The 15,075-nt window shown below is 33.5% G+C and carries 11 protein-coding genes; 2 read left to right on the top strand and 9 right to left on the bottom strand.

Annotation, left to right across the window (positions count from 1 at the left end; all coding sequences use genetic code 11):
* Position 1 precedes the first annotated feature (1 nt).
* The 9 genes from BMX42_RS09245 to BMX42_RS09285 form a co-directional block, all read right to left on the bottom strand.
* The gene (locus tag BMX42_RS09245) at positions 2-397 is read right to left on the bottom strand and encodes a hypothetical protein (RefSeq protein ID WP_091312762.1); all 396 of its coding nucleotides are present in this window, start codon (positions 395-397) and stop codon (positions 2-4) included.
* A 189-nt stretch (positions 398-586) separates the two neighbouring features.
* Positions 587-2,353 (bottom strand): cytochrome c oxidase subunit I, encoded by a 1,767-nt coding sequence (locus BMX42_RS09250; RefSeq protein WP_091312764.1) that lies wholly within the window; start codon positions 2,351-2,353, stop codon positions 587-589.
* A gap of 29 nt (positions 2,354-2,382) precedes the next feature.
* Positions 2,383-3,549: a cytochrome c oxidase subunit II gene (locus tag BMX42_RS09255; protein ID WP_091312767.1), complete on the bottom strand. Its 1,167-nt coding sequence runs from the start codon at positions 3,547-3,549 to the stop codon at positions 2,383-2,385.
* A gap of 23 nt (positions 3,550-3,572) precedes the next feature.
* Positions 3,573-5,138 (bottom strand): quinol:cytochrome C oxidoreductase, encoded by a 1,566-nt coding sequence (locus BMX42_RS09260; RefSeq protein WP_091312770.1) that lies wholly within the window; start codon positions 5,136-5,138, stop codon positions 3,573-3,575.
* Positions 5,139-5,165: 27 nt separating this feature from the next.
* Entirely contained in the window at positions 5,166-5,726 is a 561-nt protein-coding gene (locus BMX42_RS09265; protein WP_091312773.1) for a c-type cytochrome, read from the bottom strand.
* Positions 5,727-5,732: 6 nt separating this feature from the next.
* The gene (locus BMX42_RS09270) at positions 5,733-6,257 is read right to left on the bottom strand and encodes a DUF3341 domain-containing protein (RefSeq protein WP_091312777.1); all 525 of its coding nucleotides are present in this window, start codon (positions 6,255-6,257) and stop codon (positions 5,733-5,735) included.
* 11 nt (positions 6,258-6,268) lie between these two features.
* The gene (gene nrfD / locus BMX42_RS09275; RefSeq protein ID WP_091312780.1) at positions 6,269-7,708 is read right to left on the bottom strand and encodes an NrfD/PsrC family molybdoenzyme membrane anchor subunit; all 1,440 of its coding nucleotides are present in this window, start codon (positions 7,706-7,708) and stop codon (positions 6,269-6,271) included.
* Between the two features lie 26 nt (positions 7,709-7,734).
* Positions 7,735-10,800, bottom strand: a complete 3,066-nt coding sequence (locus tag BMX42_RS09280; protein WP_091312784.1) for a TAT-variant-translocated molybdopterin oxidoreductase — start codon at positions 10,798-10,800, stop codon at positions 7,735-7,737.
* Between the two features lie 31 nt (positions 10,801-10,831).
* Complete coding sequence (locus BMX42_RS09285) at positions 10,832-12,175, bottom strand: c-type cytochrome (RefSeq protein ID WP_091312786.1); 1,344 nt, start codon at positions 12,173-12,175, stop codon at positions 10,832-10,834.
* A gap of 207 nt (positions 12,176-12,382) precedes the next feature.
* Between BMX42_RS09285 and BMX42_RS09290 the strand changes: the two genes are divergently transcribed.
* Positions 12,383-12,775, top strand: a complete 393-nt coding sequence (locus tag BMX42_RS09290) for an SPOR domain-containing protein (protein WP_143055626.1) — start codon at positions 12,383-12,385, stop codon at positions 12,773-12,775.
* Positions 12,776-12,831: 56 nt separating this feature from the next.
* Entirely contained in the window at positions 12,832-15,039 is a 2,208-nt protein-coding gene (locus tag BMX42_RS09295; protein WP_091312789.1) for a TonB-dependent receptor plug domain-containing protein, read from the top strand.
* Positions 15,040-15,075 lie beyond the last annotated feature (36 nt).

Here is a 15,075-nt window from a genome sequence, read left to right on the forward strand (position 1 = left end):
ATTATTTCAAAACTTGATAATTAATACCTTTTGCTCTTATCATAAAGTCAGATTCACTATTTAATTTCAAACCTTCATTAAATATATCAGGAAAAAAATCAATAATAATAAAATCATCTTGTTTTATTAATAAAGCTGAATTCACAACTAAAGCTGAAAACGGATTATTCTCAATTAATCTAAATTCTATAACATCTGTTAAAACTAGCTTAATTGACTCAAATTGATAATCATTATAAGCATTCATACACCTGATAAAAACCTCAATCTTACCATCATTCTGATTAGAACGTTCATAACAAATTTTACTAATTAATGAATCAGAAAATGATTCATATCTATTTAATATTTCTTCTATCATATAAAAACTATTACCAATATTTTTTGGAGCTAACATGACAAAATATGACTACCTCGATATCCTGAATCTTAAGAACCAAATATTGACATTTAATATCAAAGACCCACTTCCAAAGTCTTCACATTTACAACGCATCAACAATAATGTAAATCCAAATATACAAAACGCACCACGATTCATTCCACAAAAAAAGTCCCAATTTTCATTGGGACTTTTTTTAATATCTTAGTGATGTAACTCTACTTCACCTTCTTTCATTGGTGTTGTTTGCGGTACGAAATCTTCATCATGACCAGGCTTACTGTAGTCATATGGCCAACGGTGTACAGCTGGGATTTCTCCTGGCCAGTTTCCGTGCATGTGCTCTACTGGTGCAGTCCACTCTAAAGTAGTTGAACGCCATGGGTTCATTGGTGCTTTTTTACCTTTGAAAATGCTATAGAAGAAGTTCCAGAAGAAAACCAATTGGAACGCTGCTCCAACAATAGCGAACATAGTAATTAATACGTTTGTATCTGCTAACTCATCAAATAATGGGAAGTTAGAGTTGGTATAGTATCTTCTTGGTAAACCTGCCATTCCAATAAAGTGCATTGGGAAGAAAACTCCGTAAGCACAGATTGCAGTTACCCAAAAGTGGATATAACCTAATGTTTTGTTCATCATTCTTCCGAACATTCTTGGGAACCAGTGGTAAACCCCAGCGAAGAATCCGTATAATGCTGAAATACCCATTACTAAGTGGAAATGCGCTACTACGAAATACGTATCGTGAACGTTAATATCCAACGTACTGTCTCCTAAAATGATTCCAGTTAAACCTCCAGTGATGAAAGTAGAAACTAAACCAATTGAGAATAACATTCCAGGGTTTAATTGTAAGTTACCTTTCCAAAGTGTAGTAATGTAGTTAAACGCTTTTACAGCAGATGGAATTGCAATTAATAATGTTGTAAATGTAAATACCGAACCTAAGAATGGATTCATACCTGAAATAAACATGTGGTGACCCCAAACGATTGTAGATAAGAATGCAATTGCGATGATAGAAGCAATCATGGCTCTATAACCGAAAATTGGTTTTCTAGAGTTTGTTGCAATTACTTCAGATGTAATACCTAATGCAGGTAATAATACAATATATACTTCAGGGTGACCTAAGAACCAGAATAAGTGCTCGAATAATACTGGAGAACCACCTTGGTAATGTAAAACTTCACCTTTAATAAAAATATCTGATAAGTAGAAAGAAGTTCCGAAACTTCTATCGAAAATTAATAATAATGCCGCAGAGAACAATACAGGGAATGAAATAACTCCGATAATAGCCGTTACGAAGAAAGCCCAAACTGTAAGTGGCAATCTTGTCATTGTCATACCTTTCGTTCTTAAATTAATAACAGTTACGATATAATTTAACGAACCCATTAATGAAGACGCAATAAAAATAGCCATAGATACTAACCATAAAGTCATACCCATCCCAGAACCAGGAATTGCTTCAGGTAATGCAGAAAGTGGTGGATAAATTGTCCAACCTGCAGATGCAGGACCAGATTCAACAAATAATGAACTAATCATAATTACACATGAGATAAAGAACATCCAAAATGATAACATATTCATGAAACCAGATGCCATATCCCTTGCTCCAATTTGCAATGGAATAAGTAAGTTACTAAAAGTACCCGATAATCCCGCAGTTAATACGAAGAATACCATGATAGTACCGTGAATAGTTACTAAAGCTAAGTAAATATCATTTCTCATAACTCCACCTGGAGCCATTTTTTCTCCTAAGAAAATTTTAAAAACTTCAAAAGATTCTTCAGGCCAAGCAATTTGCATTCTGAAAAACAAAGATAAAACTACCCCTATAATTCCCATTAATAACCCTGAAATTAGGTACTGCTTAGCAATCATTTTATGGTCAATACTAAAAATATATTTAGTAATGAAAGTGTCTTTATGATGACCGTGATCGTGTGACATAATAATTATATTATTTTTTGAATCTTAATTTATTTTTTTGCTACTACTTCTGCAACCTTTTTAGTAGAATCTACTACAACTGTTGCTGCCGCTTCTGGAGTTACAGCTGCTGGATCAACTTTAGGAGCATTTGCTTCTTTTACTGCATCAGCAATTGTTTTTTGAGAGGCTAACCATTTTTTGTAATCTGCTTCAGATTCAACAACAATTTTCAATTGCATGTTATAGTGAGAAGCTCCACAAATTTTATTACATAATAATAAGTAATCAAATGTATAAGGTTCTAAAGCTGGTTTACCTTCAGCTATTAAAGCTTGAGATTTTTTAGCTCTGATTTTATTAATTCCATTTACTTTTTTCATCATCATTGTAGTACCACGCATTTCAGCTGTAGTAAGGGTTGGGATGAAAGCGAATTCAGTAACCATACCAGGAACACAGTTCATTTGTGCTCTAAAGTGTGGCATATAAGCTGAGTGTAAAACATCTTGAGAACGCATTCTGAAATGAATCTTTTTACCAACTGGTAAGTGAATTTCAGCAACAACTTTATCATCTTGTGAAGCAGGATCAGACATATCAACACCTACAGTATTTACATCTTTAATGTAACGTACATTGGCTTTACCTAATGTATTGTCTTCACCAGAATAACGTGCTTCCCAAGCAAATTGCTTAGCATATAATTCAACGTTGATCACTTCTTCATCTTCGTCAACATACATAATTTGATTCCAAGTGTATAATCCGTAAAGGATTAATACTGCCAAAACAATAACTGGAATAATTGTCCAGATTGCTTCTAACTTGTTGTTATCTGCAAAGTATAAAGCTTTCTGACCTTCTTTACCTCTATATTTAAAAGCAAAATAGTGTAATAAGAATTGAGTAAGAGTTTGTACAATAAAGATAATAACCATCGAAATGTTCATTAAACTATCAACTTCTTTTCCATGTTCAGAAGCAGGTGTATCTAACACGAAACTTCCACATTTTATAAAAGAAAGAATTGTAACTATGTATATAAATGCTACAAACGCAAACATTAAATATCCATTTATATTGTTGTCTCTATCATTAGCAACACCAGAGTCGTCTCTTTTTGTTCCTAATTGTGTTAGACTAAATATCTTAGATAATTGCCATGCTGCAACACCTAATAAAACTATGATTAAAAGTATCAATAAACCGTTCATTTGTTTATTTCGTTAATTAATTATTAATAATGAAAATGCTTGCTTTCTTCTATATACGGATTACCATCAGATGCTAAAGGCGCTTTTGTTAATGCAGTGAACACAACAAAAATAAACAATCCAGCAAAGAAAAGTATCGAACTAATTTCTGACACACCAATATACCATTGATCACCAACAGTTGCAGGCATAATCATGTTGAAGAAATCAACATAGTGACCTGCTAATATTACAATACCAGCCATAACAACAACCCAATTAAGTCGTTTAAAGTCTGCATTTATTAATATTAATATTGGGAATACGAAATTCATGACAACCATTCCAAAGAAAGGTAAATTATAGTTTTCAATACGTGTTACGAAATAAGTAACTTCTTCAGGAATATTTGAATACCACATTAACATAAATTGAGAGAACCATAAGTATGTCCAGAATACACTGATACCAAACATAAATTTAGCCATATCATGTAAGTGAGATTTATTTACTTCTGGCAATAAACCTTTATTTTTTAAGTAAATAGTAGTTAAAGTAATAACAGTAATACCACTTACGAAGAAACTTGCAAATACATACCAACCGAATAATGTACTGTACCAGTGAGGGTCTACAGACATAATCCAATCCCAAGACATCATAGATTCTGAAACAATAAAGAATACTAAGAATATTGCAGCTGCATTATAGTTTTTTCTAAAGAAAGACATATCTCTAGTTTGATCTAATTTGATAGAATTTTTTCTAGATACATATCTGTATAAATTCCAACCAAATAAGAAAATAACTGCTCTAATTAAGAAAAATGGAACGTTTAAAAATCCAGTTTTACCAGCAATAATGTGATCATAGTTTGGACTTTTAGGATCAGCAATACCTTCTCCCATCCAAGTAAACATATGATTATAGTGGAAACCAGCTAATAATAACAATACGAAGAAAATAATAGATCCAGGTAATAAGTAGCTAGAAATACCTTCCATAACTCTAAATAACATTGGAGACCAACCTGCTTGTGCTACCCATTGAATAGCGTAGAAAGCTAAAGCACCAACTGCAATTAACATAAAGAAGATACAAGCAACATACAAAGCAGACCAAGGTTTGTTTTGTAATTGGTGTTTCACGTGTTCAACGTGTTCTTTGTGTTCCGCTGCATGATCCACATCGTTTTTATGGAATTTACTTACGTAAATATCACTATCATGTTTAGCAACAACAGGAGCAATTAGTACAGTAGTAGAATCTCCTTCTGCATGTGCAGCAGTATCAACTGCTACGTGAGCAACTTCATGTTTTAAAGTGTCAACACCTTCTGTTTCATGAGTTGTAGCTTCGTGAGAAGCATGCTCTTCAACTTTTGCATGTTCATCGCCTTTTGCATGTTCATCATGAGTAGCTTCAGAATGTGAGGCTGCTGCATGAGTATCGTGGTGTGCTCCACCATGATGAGCTTCTTGCTCTTTTAAAATTGCTTCAACATCTTCACTAGTTTTAGGTGCAGTCCAGAAACCGTAACCGATTCCTAAAATACCTAATACCATTAAGGCGAATGAAAAGCTTTTTAATCTACTAGAAAACTGGTACATATTTATATTTTTTTCAAAAAAGTAATACTATTTTAATTCTGATTTAAGTTTCATAACATAATCAGCTACTTGCCATCTTTCTTCTTTTGACAACTGATTTGCATGAGAACCCATTGAGTTTAAACCGTAAGTAGCAACGTGAAATACACTACCTGTAGTAATTTCTCTATCTTTATAACTAGGTACACCTAGGAATTTTTCTCTTTTTACCAAATTTCCTTTTCCATCACCACCTTCACCGTGACAAATCGCACAATAAATAGTGAATAATTCTTTCCCTCTTTCTGCATCAATTTGGTCAGCAGCTAAAGGAGATACATTTGCTTTAGAAGCAGCATAACCTTCAGGAGTATTTGGAATTTCGTAAGGTACAAAACCTTGCTTAATTGTGCCTGCTGGTGGAATTTGACTTACCTTACCTTTTTCTCCAGTTGGCGAATTGAAAACATTAGATTCTCCATAAGTTTCATATGAAACTGGTTCGTACATGTTTGGAAAAAACTGATAATTAGGCGCAGATTTATCAAAACAAGATGTCATTAGCAAAGATGCCCCAACTAATGTCAATATATTTAAAACACTTTTCATATTCTCTTAATGCTTATCAATTACTTTAACTTCTACTGCTCCCGTGTTTTTAAAGAAAGAAACTAATTCTTCTTCGTTACCGTTAACTCCAACTTCCATTAAAAAATGGTCATCAGTTGTTCTTACATCTGGATTTTCCGCTTGTTTGAATGGCCATAATTTACTTCTCATATAAAAAGTGATAACCATTAAGTGAGCTGCAAAAAATACAGTTCCTTCAAACATAACCGGTACAAATGCAGGCATATTTTGGTAAAATGCCATACTTGGTTTTCCACCGATATCTTGAGGCCAATCACTAATCATGATAAATTTTAACATGAAACTATAGATAGTAAGTCCTGTTACTCCAAATAAGAATGCACAAATTGCAAGTCTTGTTCCTACTAACCCCATAGCTTTATCTAGTCCGTGAACTGGAAATGGAGTATAAATTTCTTCAATGTGATAATGTGCGGCTTTAGTTTTGTGAACTGCAGCTAACAAAACATCATCGTCGTTATATATAGCGTGTACTACTTTATTACTCATAATTCTTTATATTAATGATGATCGTGTCCTTCATGTCCATCATGTCCGTGATTGTCATGATGTGGTTTACTATCTCCTCTTTCTCTTTTGAAGTTATCTCCAGATGATTTTAAGATTGTTTTTACTTCTGCTTGAGCAATAACTGGGAAACTTCTAGAATATAATAAGAATAATACGAAGAAGAATCCGATAGTTCCAATAAAAATACCTGCGTCAACAAAAGTTGGCTGGAACATTGTCCAAGATGATGGTAAGTAATCTCTATGTAATGAAGTAACGATAATTACGAAACGTTCAAACCACATTCCAATGTTTACCACAATAGAAATAATGAAAGAGAATGCAATACTTGTTCTTAATTTTTTGAACCACATGAACTGAGGAGAGAAAACGTTACAAGTCATCATTAACCAATATGACCACCAGTAAGGTCCAGTTGCTCTGTTTAAGAAAGCATACTGTTCGTATTCTACTCCAGAATACCAAGCCACAAATAACTCAGTGATATATGCACAACCTACAATCGAACCTGTAATCATAATAATGATGTTCATCAATTCAATATGTTGTACTGTAATATAATCTTCTAAACTAGATACTTTACGCATTACAATTAATAACGTATTTACCATCGCGAAACCTGAGAATACCGCACCAGCCACGAAATATGGAGGTAAGATAGTTGTATGCCAACCTGGAATTACAGAAGTTGCGAAGTCAAATGATACAATTGTGTGTACAGAAAGTACTAAAGGAGTTGCTAAACCAGCTAATACTAAAGATACCTCTTCAAAACGTTGCCAGTCTTTTGCTCTACCGCTCCATCCAAATGAAAGGATAGAATAAACTCTTTTTGTAAATGGAGTTACAGCTCTATCTCTAAGCATTGCGAAATCTGGTAATAAACCTGTCCACCAGAACACTAATGACACAGATAAATACGTAGAGATAGCGAAAACGTCCCATAATAATGGAGAGTTAAAGTTTACCCATAATGATCCAAATTGATTTGGAATTGGTAATACCCAATATGCTAACCATGGACGACCCATGTGAATAATTGGGAATAAACCTGCTTGAACTACTGAGAAAATTGTCATCGCCTCTGCAGAACGGTTAATCGCCATTCTCCATTTTTGACGGAACAATAATAATACAGCCGAGATAAGTGTACCAGCGTGACCAATACCTACCCACCAAACGAAGTTGGTAATATCCCAAGCCCATCCAATTGTTTTATTTAATCCCCAACTACCAATACCTGTAGTGATTGTATATACCATACAACCTAATCCCCATAGGAATGCAGCTAATGCTATTGAAAATACTGTCCACCATAGTTTGTTTGCTCTTCCTTCAACAGGGCGGGCCACATCTACAGTTATATCGTGATAAGATTTATCACCAATAACCAAAGGTTTTCTAATGGGTGCTTCGTAATGAGACATAATCCTTTATATGTGTTTCTTATTAATAATTATTTATCGTTTCTAACTTTAACATGATACATCACGTTAGGTTTTGTTCCAATGCTTTCTAGTAAATGATACATTCTATCGTCTTCCAATAATTGAGCAACGTCAGATGCTGTATTATTTACATCTCCAAATTTCATTGACCCTGAAGAACAAGCAGCTGAACATGCAGTTTGGAAGTCATCTTTACCAACTTCTTTACCTTCTTTTTTCGCTTTTAAGATTGTAGCTTGAGTCATTTGGATACACATAGAACATTTTTCCATAACCCCACGAGAACGAACGTTTACGTCTGGATTTAATACCATACGACCTAAATCATCATTCATATGGTAATCAAACTCATCATTCTTGTTGTACAAGAACCAGTTGAAACGACGTACTTTATACGGACAGTTGTTCGCACAGTAACGTGTACCAACACATCTGTTGTATGCCATATGGTTTTGACCTTGACGAGAGTGAGATGTAGCAGCAACTGGACAAACTGTCTCACATGGAGCGTGGTTACAGTGCTGACACATTACAGGCTGGAAAACAACTTGTGGATTAGCTGAAGGATCTTCCATTTCTTGTAATGTAGAAATTGTTCCAGATAAACCTGTTGAACCTTCTTTCTTTTCGATATCTCCAGAGAAAGTCTCTTCAGATGAATAATATCTGTCAATTCTTAACCAGTGCATATCACGGCTTCTTCTAACTTCTGCTTTACCAACTACTGGTACATTATTTTCTGCGTGACATGCGATAACACATGCTCCACAACCTGTACAAGAATTTAAATCTATAGATAAGTTAAAATGGTGACCTGAAGTTCTGTCAAATGAAGTCCATAAATCTACTGATGTAGCAGCAACTTCTTTGTGATCTAATGAAACAACTGGAGTTGGATTATAAATTTCTTTATCACCAGCTTCATTTGCTTTATTGAAAATAGACAAAGTTGTATCTTTAACGATATCACCTCTACCCATTAATGTTCTTTGTAATTGCACACAAGCAAATTCATGTTCACCATCAGCTAAAGTAACTGTAGCGCTTTGATTTGCATTTCCGTTAGCGTATAAAGTATATGCGTTAACCCCTGTTTGCATTTCTTCTTTTAATGCTTCTTTTCTTCCGTAACCAAAAGCTAAACCAATTGTTCCAACAGCTTGACCTGGTTGAATAATTACTGGTACTTTTTCTAAAGTAGCATTTCCAACTTTAATTGTAGCATAACTTCCGTTTAAACCTCCGTTAGCAACATTGAAGTTTTCTAAACTTAATTTTTCAGCATCAGCTTTAGAAACAGTTACATAGTTATCCCAAGACACTCTAGTAATTGGATCTGGAAACTCTTGTAACCATGGGTTATTAGCTTGTTGACCATCTCCCATTCCAGTTTTACTGTACAATACTAAGTCTAAACCGTTAGATTTAGCAGCAGCTAATTTAGAAGCAGAACCTCCGAAATTACCACCTTGTGCAACTAAACTTCCAATAGCCGTCACAACGAAACCGTCATGTACTGCTTGATTCCAAGTTTTACCACCTAAATTAGCAGCAGAGAAACCTTTTAAGAAATCGTAATATGGAGTTGCATTATCATTCCAAGTTAATAAAGCTTCTTGAAATTGTTTTGTATTGAATAATGGTCTGATTGTTGGCTGCGCAATACTATAGTTAGAACGTGTAATTGACACATCATTCCAAGACTCTAAATAGTGACTTGATGCAGCAGCAATTGTAGTTTTAACAGCCGTTTCATCTTCTTTAGTAGAGAATGATACTGATAATTTTACTTTACCTAAACCAGCAACAAATTCTTTTGAGTTTGCTAAAGTATAAACTGGATTCACGCCACTCATAATTAATGTGTGAACTTTTCCAGCATTCATATCTGCTACTAATTGAGCAACAGCTTTTGCATCACCTTTTCTAGTTAATTTAGCATCAGAAGGATTGAATGCTTCAGATTTTAAAGCTAAATTGATACCTAAAACTAAATATTGTGCATCAAAATCATCTAAACCTGTAACAACAACTCCTTTAGAACCAGCTGCTTTTAATTGTTGAGCTGCTTTTTCTACTTCGCTATCTAATTTACCAATACTACCTACTGAAACTCCAGCACCAGTAACGGCATTATATAATTTAACTAAAACTAATTTTTGATTAGCAACAGTTAAAGGAATTCTTTTGTCTGCATTAGCACCAGCTAATGACATATTAGCTTCGATTTGAATATGCTTAGACATTTTTCCGTTTTTCGGAACACGTCCTTTAGCATATCCTGCATCATAACCTCCACCTTGCCAATCTCCTAAGAAATCTGCACCAACAGAAACGATAGTATCTGCATTTTCGAAGTTATAATTTGCTAAAGCTCTAAAACCGTAAACCGCTTGAAAAGCATCTAAAGCATTAGAATCAGAAATTGCATCATATACAACATGTTTTACGTTTGTATATTTTGTTGCTAAATCTGAAATTAATTTATCAGTCGAAGGACTTGCAGTAGTATTTGTTAAAACAACAACTTGACCACCTTTAACCTTAGCATCAACTAAACTAGCTTTAACTTTTGCGTTTACTTCATTCCAAGAAGCCTCTTTTTTGTTAATTTTAGGACTTTTCAGTCTTAAATTATCATATAAAGATAAAACCGAAGCGTGTACTCTCGCATTTGCTCCCGTTACTGAACCTTCAGTAGAATTATTTTCAACTTTAATTGGACGACCCTCGCGAGTTTTAATTAAAATATTCGCGAAATCATAACCATCCGCAATTGTAGTAGCATAATAGTCTGCTACACCTGGGATAATCTCTTCTGGTTGAACCACATAAGGAATTGACTTAATTACCGGCCCTTCACAAGCCGCTAATGATGCTGCAGCTGTACTGAAACCAACGTACTTTAAAAAGTCACGACGCGAAGTAGATGAATTAGAAAGATTTTCTTTATCACCTAAAAACTCATCAACAGGAATTTGCTCTACAAATTCGTTGCTTTGTAACGCCTCAACAATAGAACTATTTTCATTTAGTTCTTCAACACTTTTCCAGTATTTTTTGTTTGATGCCATTGTATATAGATATTAACTTCTTATATTATTATTAATAGTGACATTTACCACACTCTAAACCACCCATTTGAGCAGCTGTCAACTTAGTAACACCCAATTTCTTAGCTAATTGGTCGTGGATTTTTGCGTAATAACCATTATCTTCAACTTTCACATTTGTTTCTCTGTGACAGTTAACACACCATCCCATAGTTAAAGGTTGGTCTTGTTTCATTACTTCAAATGATTCTACTTTACCATGACATTTTTGACATTCGATACCACCAACAGTTACGTGTTGAGAGTGATTGAAATACACGAAATCTGGTAAATTATGGATTCTAACCCATTTAACTGGTTTAGTTTTTCCTGTATATTTTTGAGTTGCTTTATCCCAACCAACTGCATCATATAATTTTTGAATTTCCGCAGTGTAAAATTCTTTAGTATAATCTACATAAGTAGAATCTTTAGAACCTTGGAAATCAGAAATATTTTTGTGACAGTTCATACAAACATTTAACGAAGGAATACCCGCGTTTTTAGAAACTCTTGCAGATGAGTGACAGTATTTACAGTCAATACCGTTTTCTCCAGCGTGAATTTTATGCGAATAATGAATTGGTTGAATTGGCTCGTAACCTTTATCTACACCAATTTGCATAAAATACCCATACATGAAGTACGCAGAAGTTAGCAAGAACAATATAGCTGTAACCACCATTATAAACTGGTTTTTCACATAAGCTTTAGCGAAAGAAACAACAGCATTAGCAGGACTCTTATCTTCAGGAACATCAACACCTTCTTTTTTAGCAAGGTTTCTCATTAATTTGTTCACTGAGAAAAGGACAAAAATCAAAGCACCTAATATAAAAGCTAAAACTCCTAATATTAAATTGTTTGAAATCCCACTTCCGGTTTTTTCTGAACCTTCAGCTACTGCAGTTTTTGCTACTTCAGGCTCTGGAGCCGGTTCCATTGCATAAGCCACAATATTATCAATGTCTCCATTAGATAATTGCGGAAAAGCCGTCATATTTGCTTTCGCAAATTCTTCGTACACTTTTACTGCTTTAGCATCACCAGACTTAATAAGGTCTGAACTATTTTTGACCCATTTGTACAACCATTCCTTGTCATACTTATCGCCAACACCTCTCAATGCAGGACCAGTCATTTTTGCATCTAATTTGTGACAAGCTGCACAATTAGTGTTAAACAATTCTTTTCCTTTTACTGGATCACCCGAACCAGCGGCTGGCGCAGCAGCCGCCTCAGCAGGTGCAGCAGTTGCTACAGGTTCTTGCGCAGAAACGCCCACTGCAAAGATTGCAGAAAACGCTAAAGAAAAGATAGTTTTTGAAAACGATTTAGGGTTACCCAACTTTTTCATATTAAAAATTAATTATCAAACTTATTTTTGGTATGGTTTTAGCTAAAGCTTAGTCATACTTTTTAAAAACTTGGACAAAAATACAACATTAGAATAATTATCAAAACCTTAAATTTATCTTAAAATGTAATTTATTTTAATTCTAAATAAGATTAAGACTAATAATTTAATTCTAAAATAATAAATTTGCAATAAATACCATTCATTATGAAGACATTAAAAAAAATTACATTATTATCATTTTCATCAGTTGCGCTATTAACAACTGGAAATATTTTTTCACAAACTAAGAAAAGTAACATCGAACAAGATGAAAAAATAGAAAAATTACTAGTTGAGAAGCGAAAAAACAATTCAGCAATCACCATAAACGACAAATTTAAAATTCAAATTTTCTATGGAAACATAGAAGAATCGAAAAAAGCACTTATAGCATTTAAAAAAGACTTTTCTCAAACTGACGGAACTATCATTTTTGGTAATCCATCTTACAAAGTTTGGGTAGGTAGTTTTAAAAGTAAAATTGAAGCTGAAAAGGCACTTATTACTATAAAAAAGAAATACCCAAGTTCAGTAATTATTGAACCTAACAAAAAGTAATTTTAACATTTTTTTGGCATAATTTTTGCTACAGTTTTTCTTTAAACTTAACCAACATGAAGAAGGATTACTTATGCCTATTTGGGTTACTGGCACTAACTACCCAATTATCTTTTAGTCAAGAAGTTACCGACACGATTAAATCCCAAAACATCGAAGAGATAAAAATCAACTCTAAGAAATTTACAATTAATAAAAATCAAACCCCATCACAAATTGAAATTTTTTCAAAAGAAAAGATAGAATTTCAAAATTTTCAAACCACTGCTGATATGTTGGCAAATTCAGGTTCTTTATTTGTTCAAAAATCACAACAAGGAGCCGGAAGTCCAGTAATCAGAGGATTTGAAGCAAGCAGAGTATTACTTTTAGTAGATGGAGTTCGCATGAACAACTTAATCTTTAGAGCTGGACATTTACAAAACATCATTACAGTAGATGAAAATTTCTTAGAAACAGCTTTAGTACAGTATGGCCCAACCTCATCATTATATGGTAGTGACGCGTTAGGTGGTTCTGTAAATATGATTACAAAAAGAGCCAAATTCGGTGATGGATTTACTGGAAATGTAAACACAAGGTATTCATCAGTAAACGAAGAAAAATCAGGATATTTTGATATTAATTATGGTACTACAAATTTCGCATCGTTAACCGCTTTTTCATATAATGATTTCGGTGATTTGAAAATGGGAAGAACCAAAAATCATAATGGCGAATTCTTTGGAGAAAGAATATATTACGCTGAAAACAACTATAGCAACGCTACAGATGTTAATATCTTAAATCCAGACAAATACACGCAAGTTGGAACTGCTTACAAGCAATGGAATTTCATGCAAAAATTTATGTATGAAACTAAAAGCAAATTTAAGCACAGTGTAAACTTTCAATATTCAAACACAACAGACGTTCCAAGATATGACAGACTTACTGAAAGAAGCGGCGGAAATATGACGTTTGCTGAATGGTATTATGGTCCACAAAAAAGACTTTTAGGAGTTTACAGCTTAGAAAAAGATAATTTTTTTGGGAAAACAAATTTCAGACTAGACGCTTCATATCAAGATGTTGAAGAAAGCAGAAACGACAGAAGATTTAACAATGCAAAATTAAGAACCCAATTAGAAGAAGTAGCTATTTATAGTGTAAATGCACATTTTAATACACCGTTATTAAAAGGTAACTTATATTATGGCATTGAAAATTATTACGAGACATTAAATTCATCTGCAACAAGAGTTAACATTTACACTGGAGAACCTTCAGAAGTAAGCACAAGATACCCAGACGGCAACAATTCTTTATTAAGAAATGAATTATATGCCTCTTTTTCAAAAACTAAAGAAAAATGGCATTATAATATAGGTGGTAGAATTGGTCAAACAAATTTAAAAAGTCAAATTGTAAACAACTCGGCATTCAATTTCCCTTTTACAGAAATCAATCAACATAACATAACTTATAGTGTAAATGCTGGATTAGTTCATAATACTTCAGAAAATTTCATATTAAAAACAAATATTGGAACAGGATATAGAGCACCAAATATTGATGATTTAGCAAAAATATTTGACACATCTCCAAATGCTATTTTAGTTATTCCAAACAACGACTTAGGTCCAGAAACTACAGTTACATCTGACTTTGGATTTGTACTTAAATCTAAAAACAACAAACACAATTTTGAAGCTACTTATTATTATACAGCAGTTAACAATGTAATTGTTACTAAAGAATTCTCTTTAAATGGTGCGACTCAAATTGACAATGATAACGATGGAATAATGAGTACTATTTTCGCAAGTCAAAATGACGGAAAGGCTTTTATTACAGGTTTTAATGGAAATATAAAAACAACATTAGCTAGAAACTTAGAATTTAATGGTTCTTATAATGTAACTTTAGGAAGAGTTACAGCTTCAGGAAACAGAAGACCTTTAGATCATATTCCTCCTTATTATGGAAAAGTTGGATTTAGCTATGTCCCAAAATGGGCTGTTTTTGAAGCTTATATGTTATTTAATGGTAAAAAACACTTAAAAGATTATTCTACAAGTGGTGAAGATAATTTAGCATATGCACCAGCGAACGGAATGCCAGCTTGGGAAACTTATAACTTCAAAGCTTCTTCAAAACAAATATTTGGATTCACTTTATATGCTGGTATGGAAAACATCTTAGATACACAGTATAGAAATTTTGCATCAGGAATTAACGCTGGTGGAAGAAATATTTATGGTGGAGCTAAGTATAGTTTCTAAAAACTGGAAAAACATTATAATAAAAATGCGTTCTGA

This window comes from Flavobacterium terrigena, from assembly GCF_900108955.1.
GTDB lineage: Bacteria > Bacteroidota > Bacteroidia > Flavobacteriales > Flavobacteriaceae > Flavobacterium > Flavobacterium terrigena.

Excerpts from the sequence above, each read along its gene's own strand:
- BMX42_RS09260 (WP_091312770.1), bottom strand. The coding sequence starts at position 5,138 with ATGTACCAGTTTTCTAGTAGATTAAAAAGCTTTTCATTCGCCTTAATG.
- BMX42_RS09280 (WP_091312784.1), bottom strand. The coding sequence starts at position 10,800 with ATGGCATCAAACAAAAAATACTGGAAAAGTGTTGAAGAACTAAATGAA.
- BMX42_RS09290 (WP_143055626.1), top strand. The coding sequence starts at position 12,383 with ATGAAGACATTAAAAAAAATTACATTATTATCATTTTCATCAGTTGCG.
- BMX42_RS09255 (WP_091312767.1), bottom strand. The coding sequence starts at position 3,549 with ATGAACGGTTTATTGATACTTTTAATCATAGTTTTATTAGGTGTTGCA.
- BMX42_RS09265 (WP_091312773.1), bottom strand. The coding sequence starts at position 5,726 with ATGAAAAGTGTTTTAAATATATTGACATTAGTTGGGGCATCTTTGCTA.
- BMX42_RS09285 (WP_091312786.1), bottom strand. The coding sequence starts at position 12,175 with ATGAAAAAGTTGGGTAACCCTAAATCGTTTTCAAAAACTATCTTTTCT.
- BMX42_RS09295 (WP_091312789.1), top strand. The coding sequence starts at position 12,832 with ATGAAGAAGGATTACTTATGCCTATTTGGGTTACTGGCACTAACTACC.
- BMX42_RS09245 (WP_091312762.1), bottom strand. The coding sequence starts at position 397 with ATGTTAGCTCCAAAAAATATTGGTAATAGTTTTTATATGATAGAAGAA.
- BMX42_RS09250 (WP_091312764.1), bottom strand. The coding sequence starts at position 2,353 with ATGTCACACGATCACGGTCATCATAAAGACACTTTCATTACTAAATAT.
- BMX42_RS09270 (WP_091312777.1), bottom strand. The coding sequence starts at position 6,257 with ATGAGTAATAAAGTAGTACACGCTATATATAACGACGATGATGTTTTG.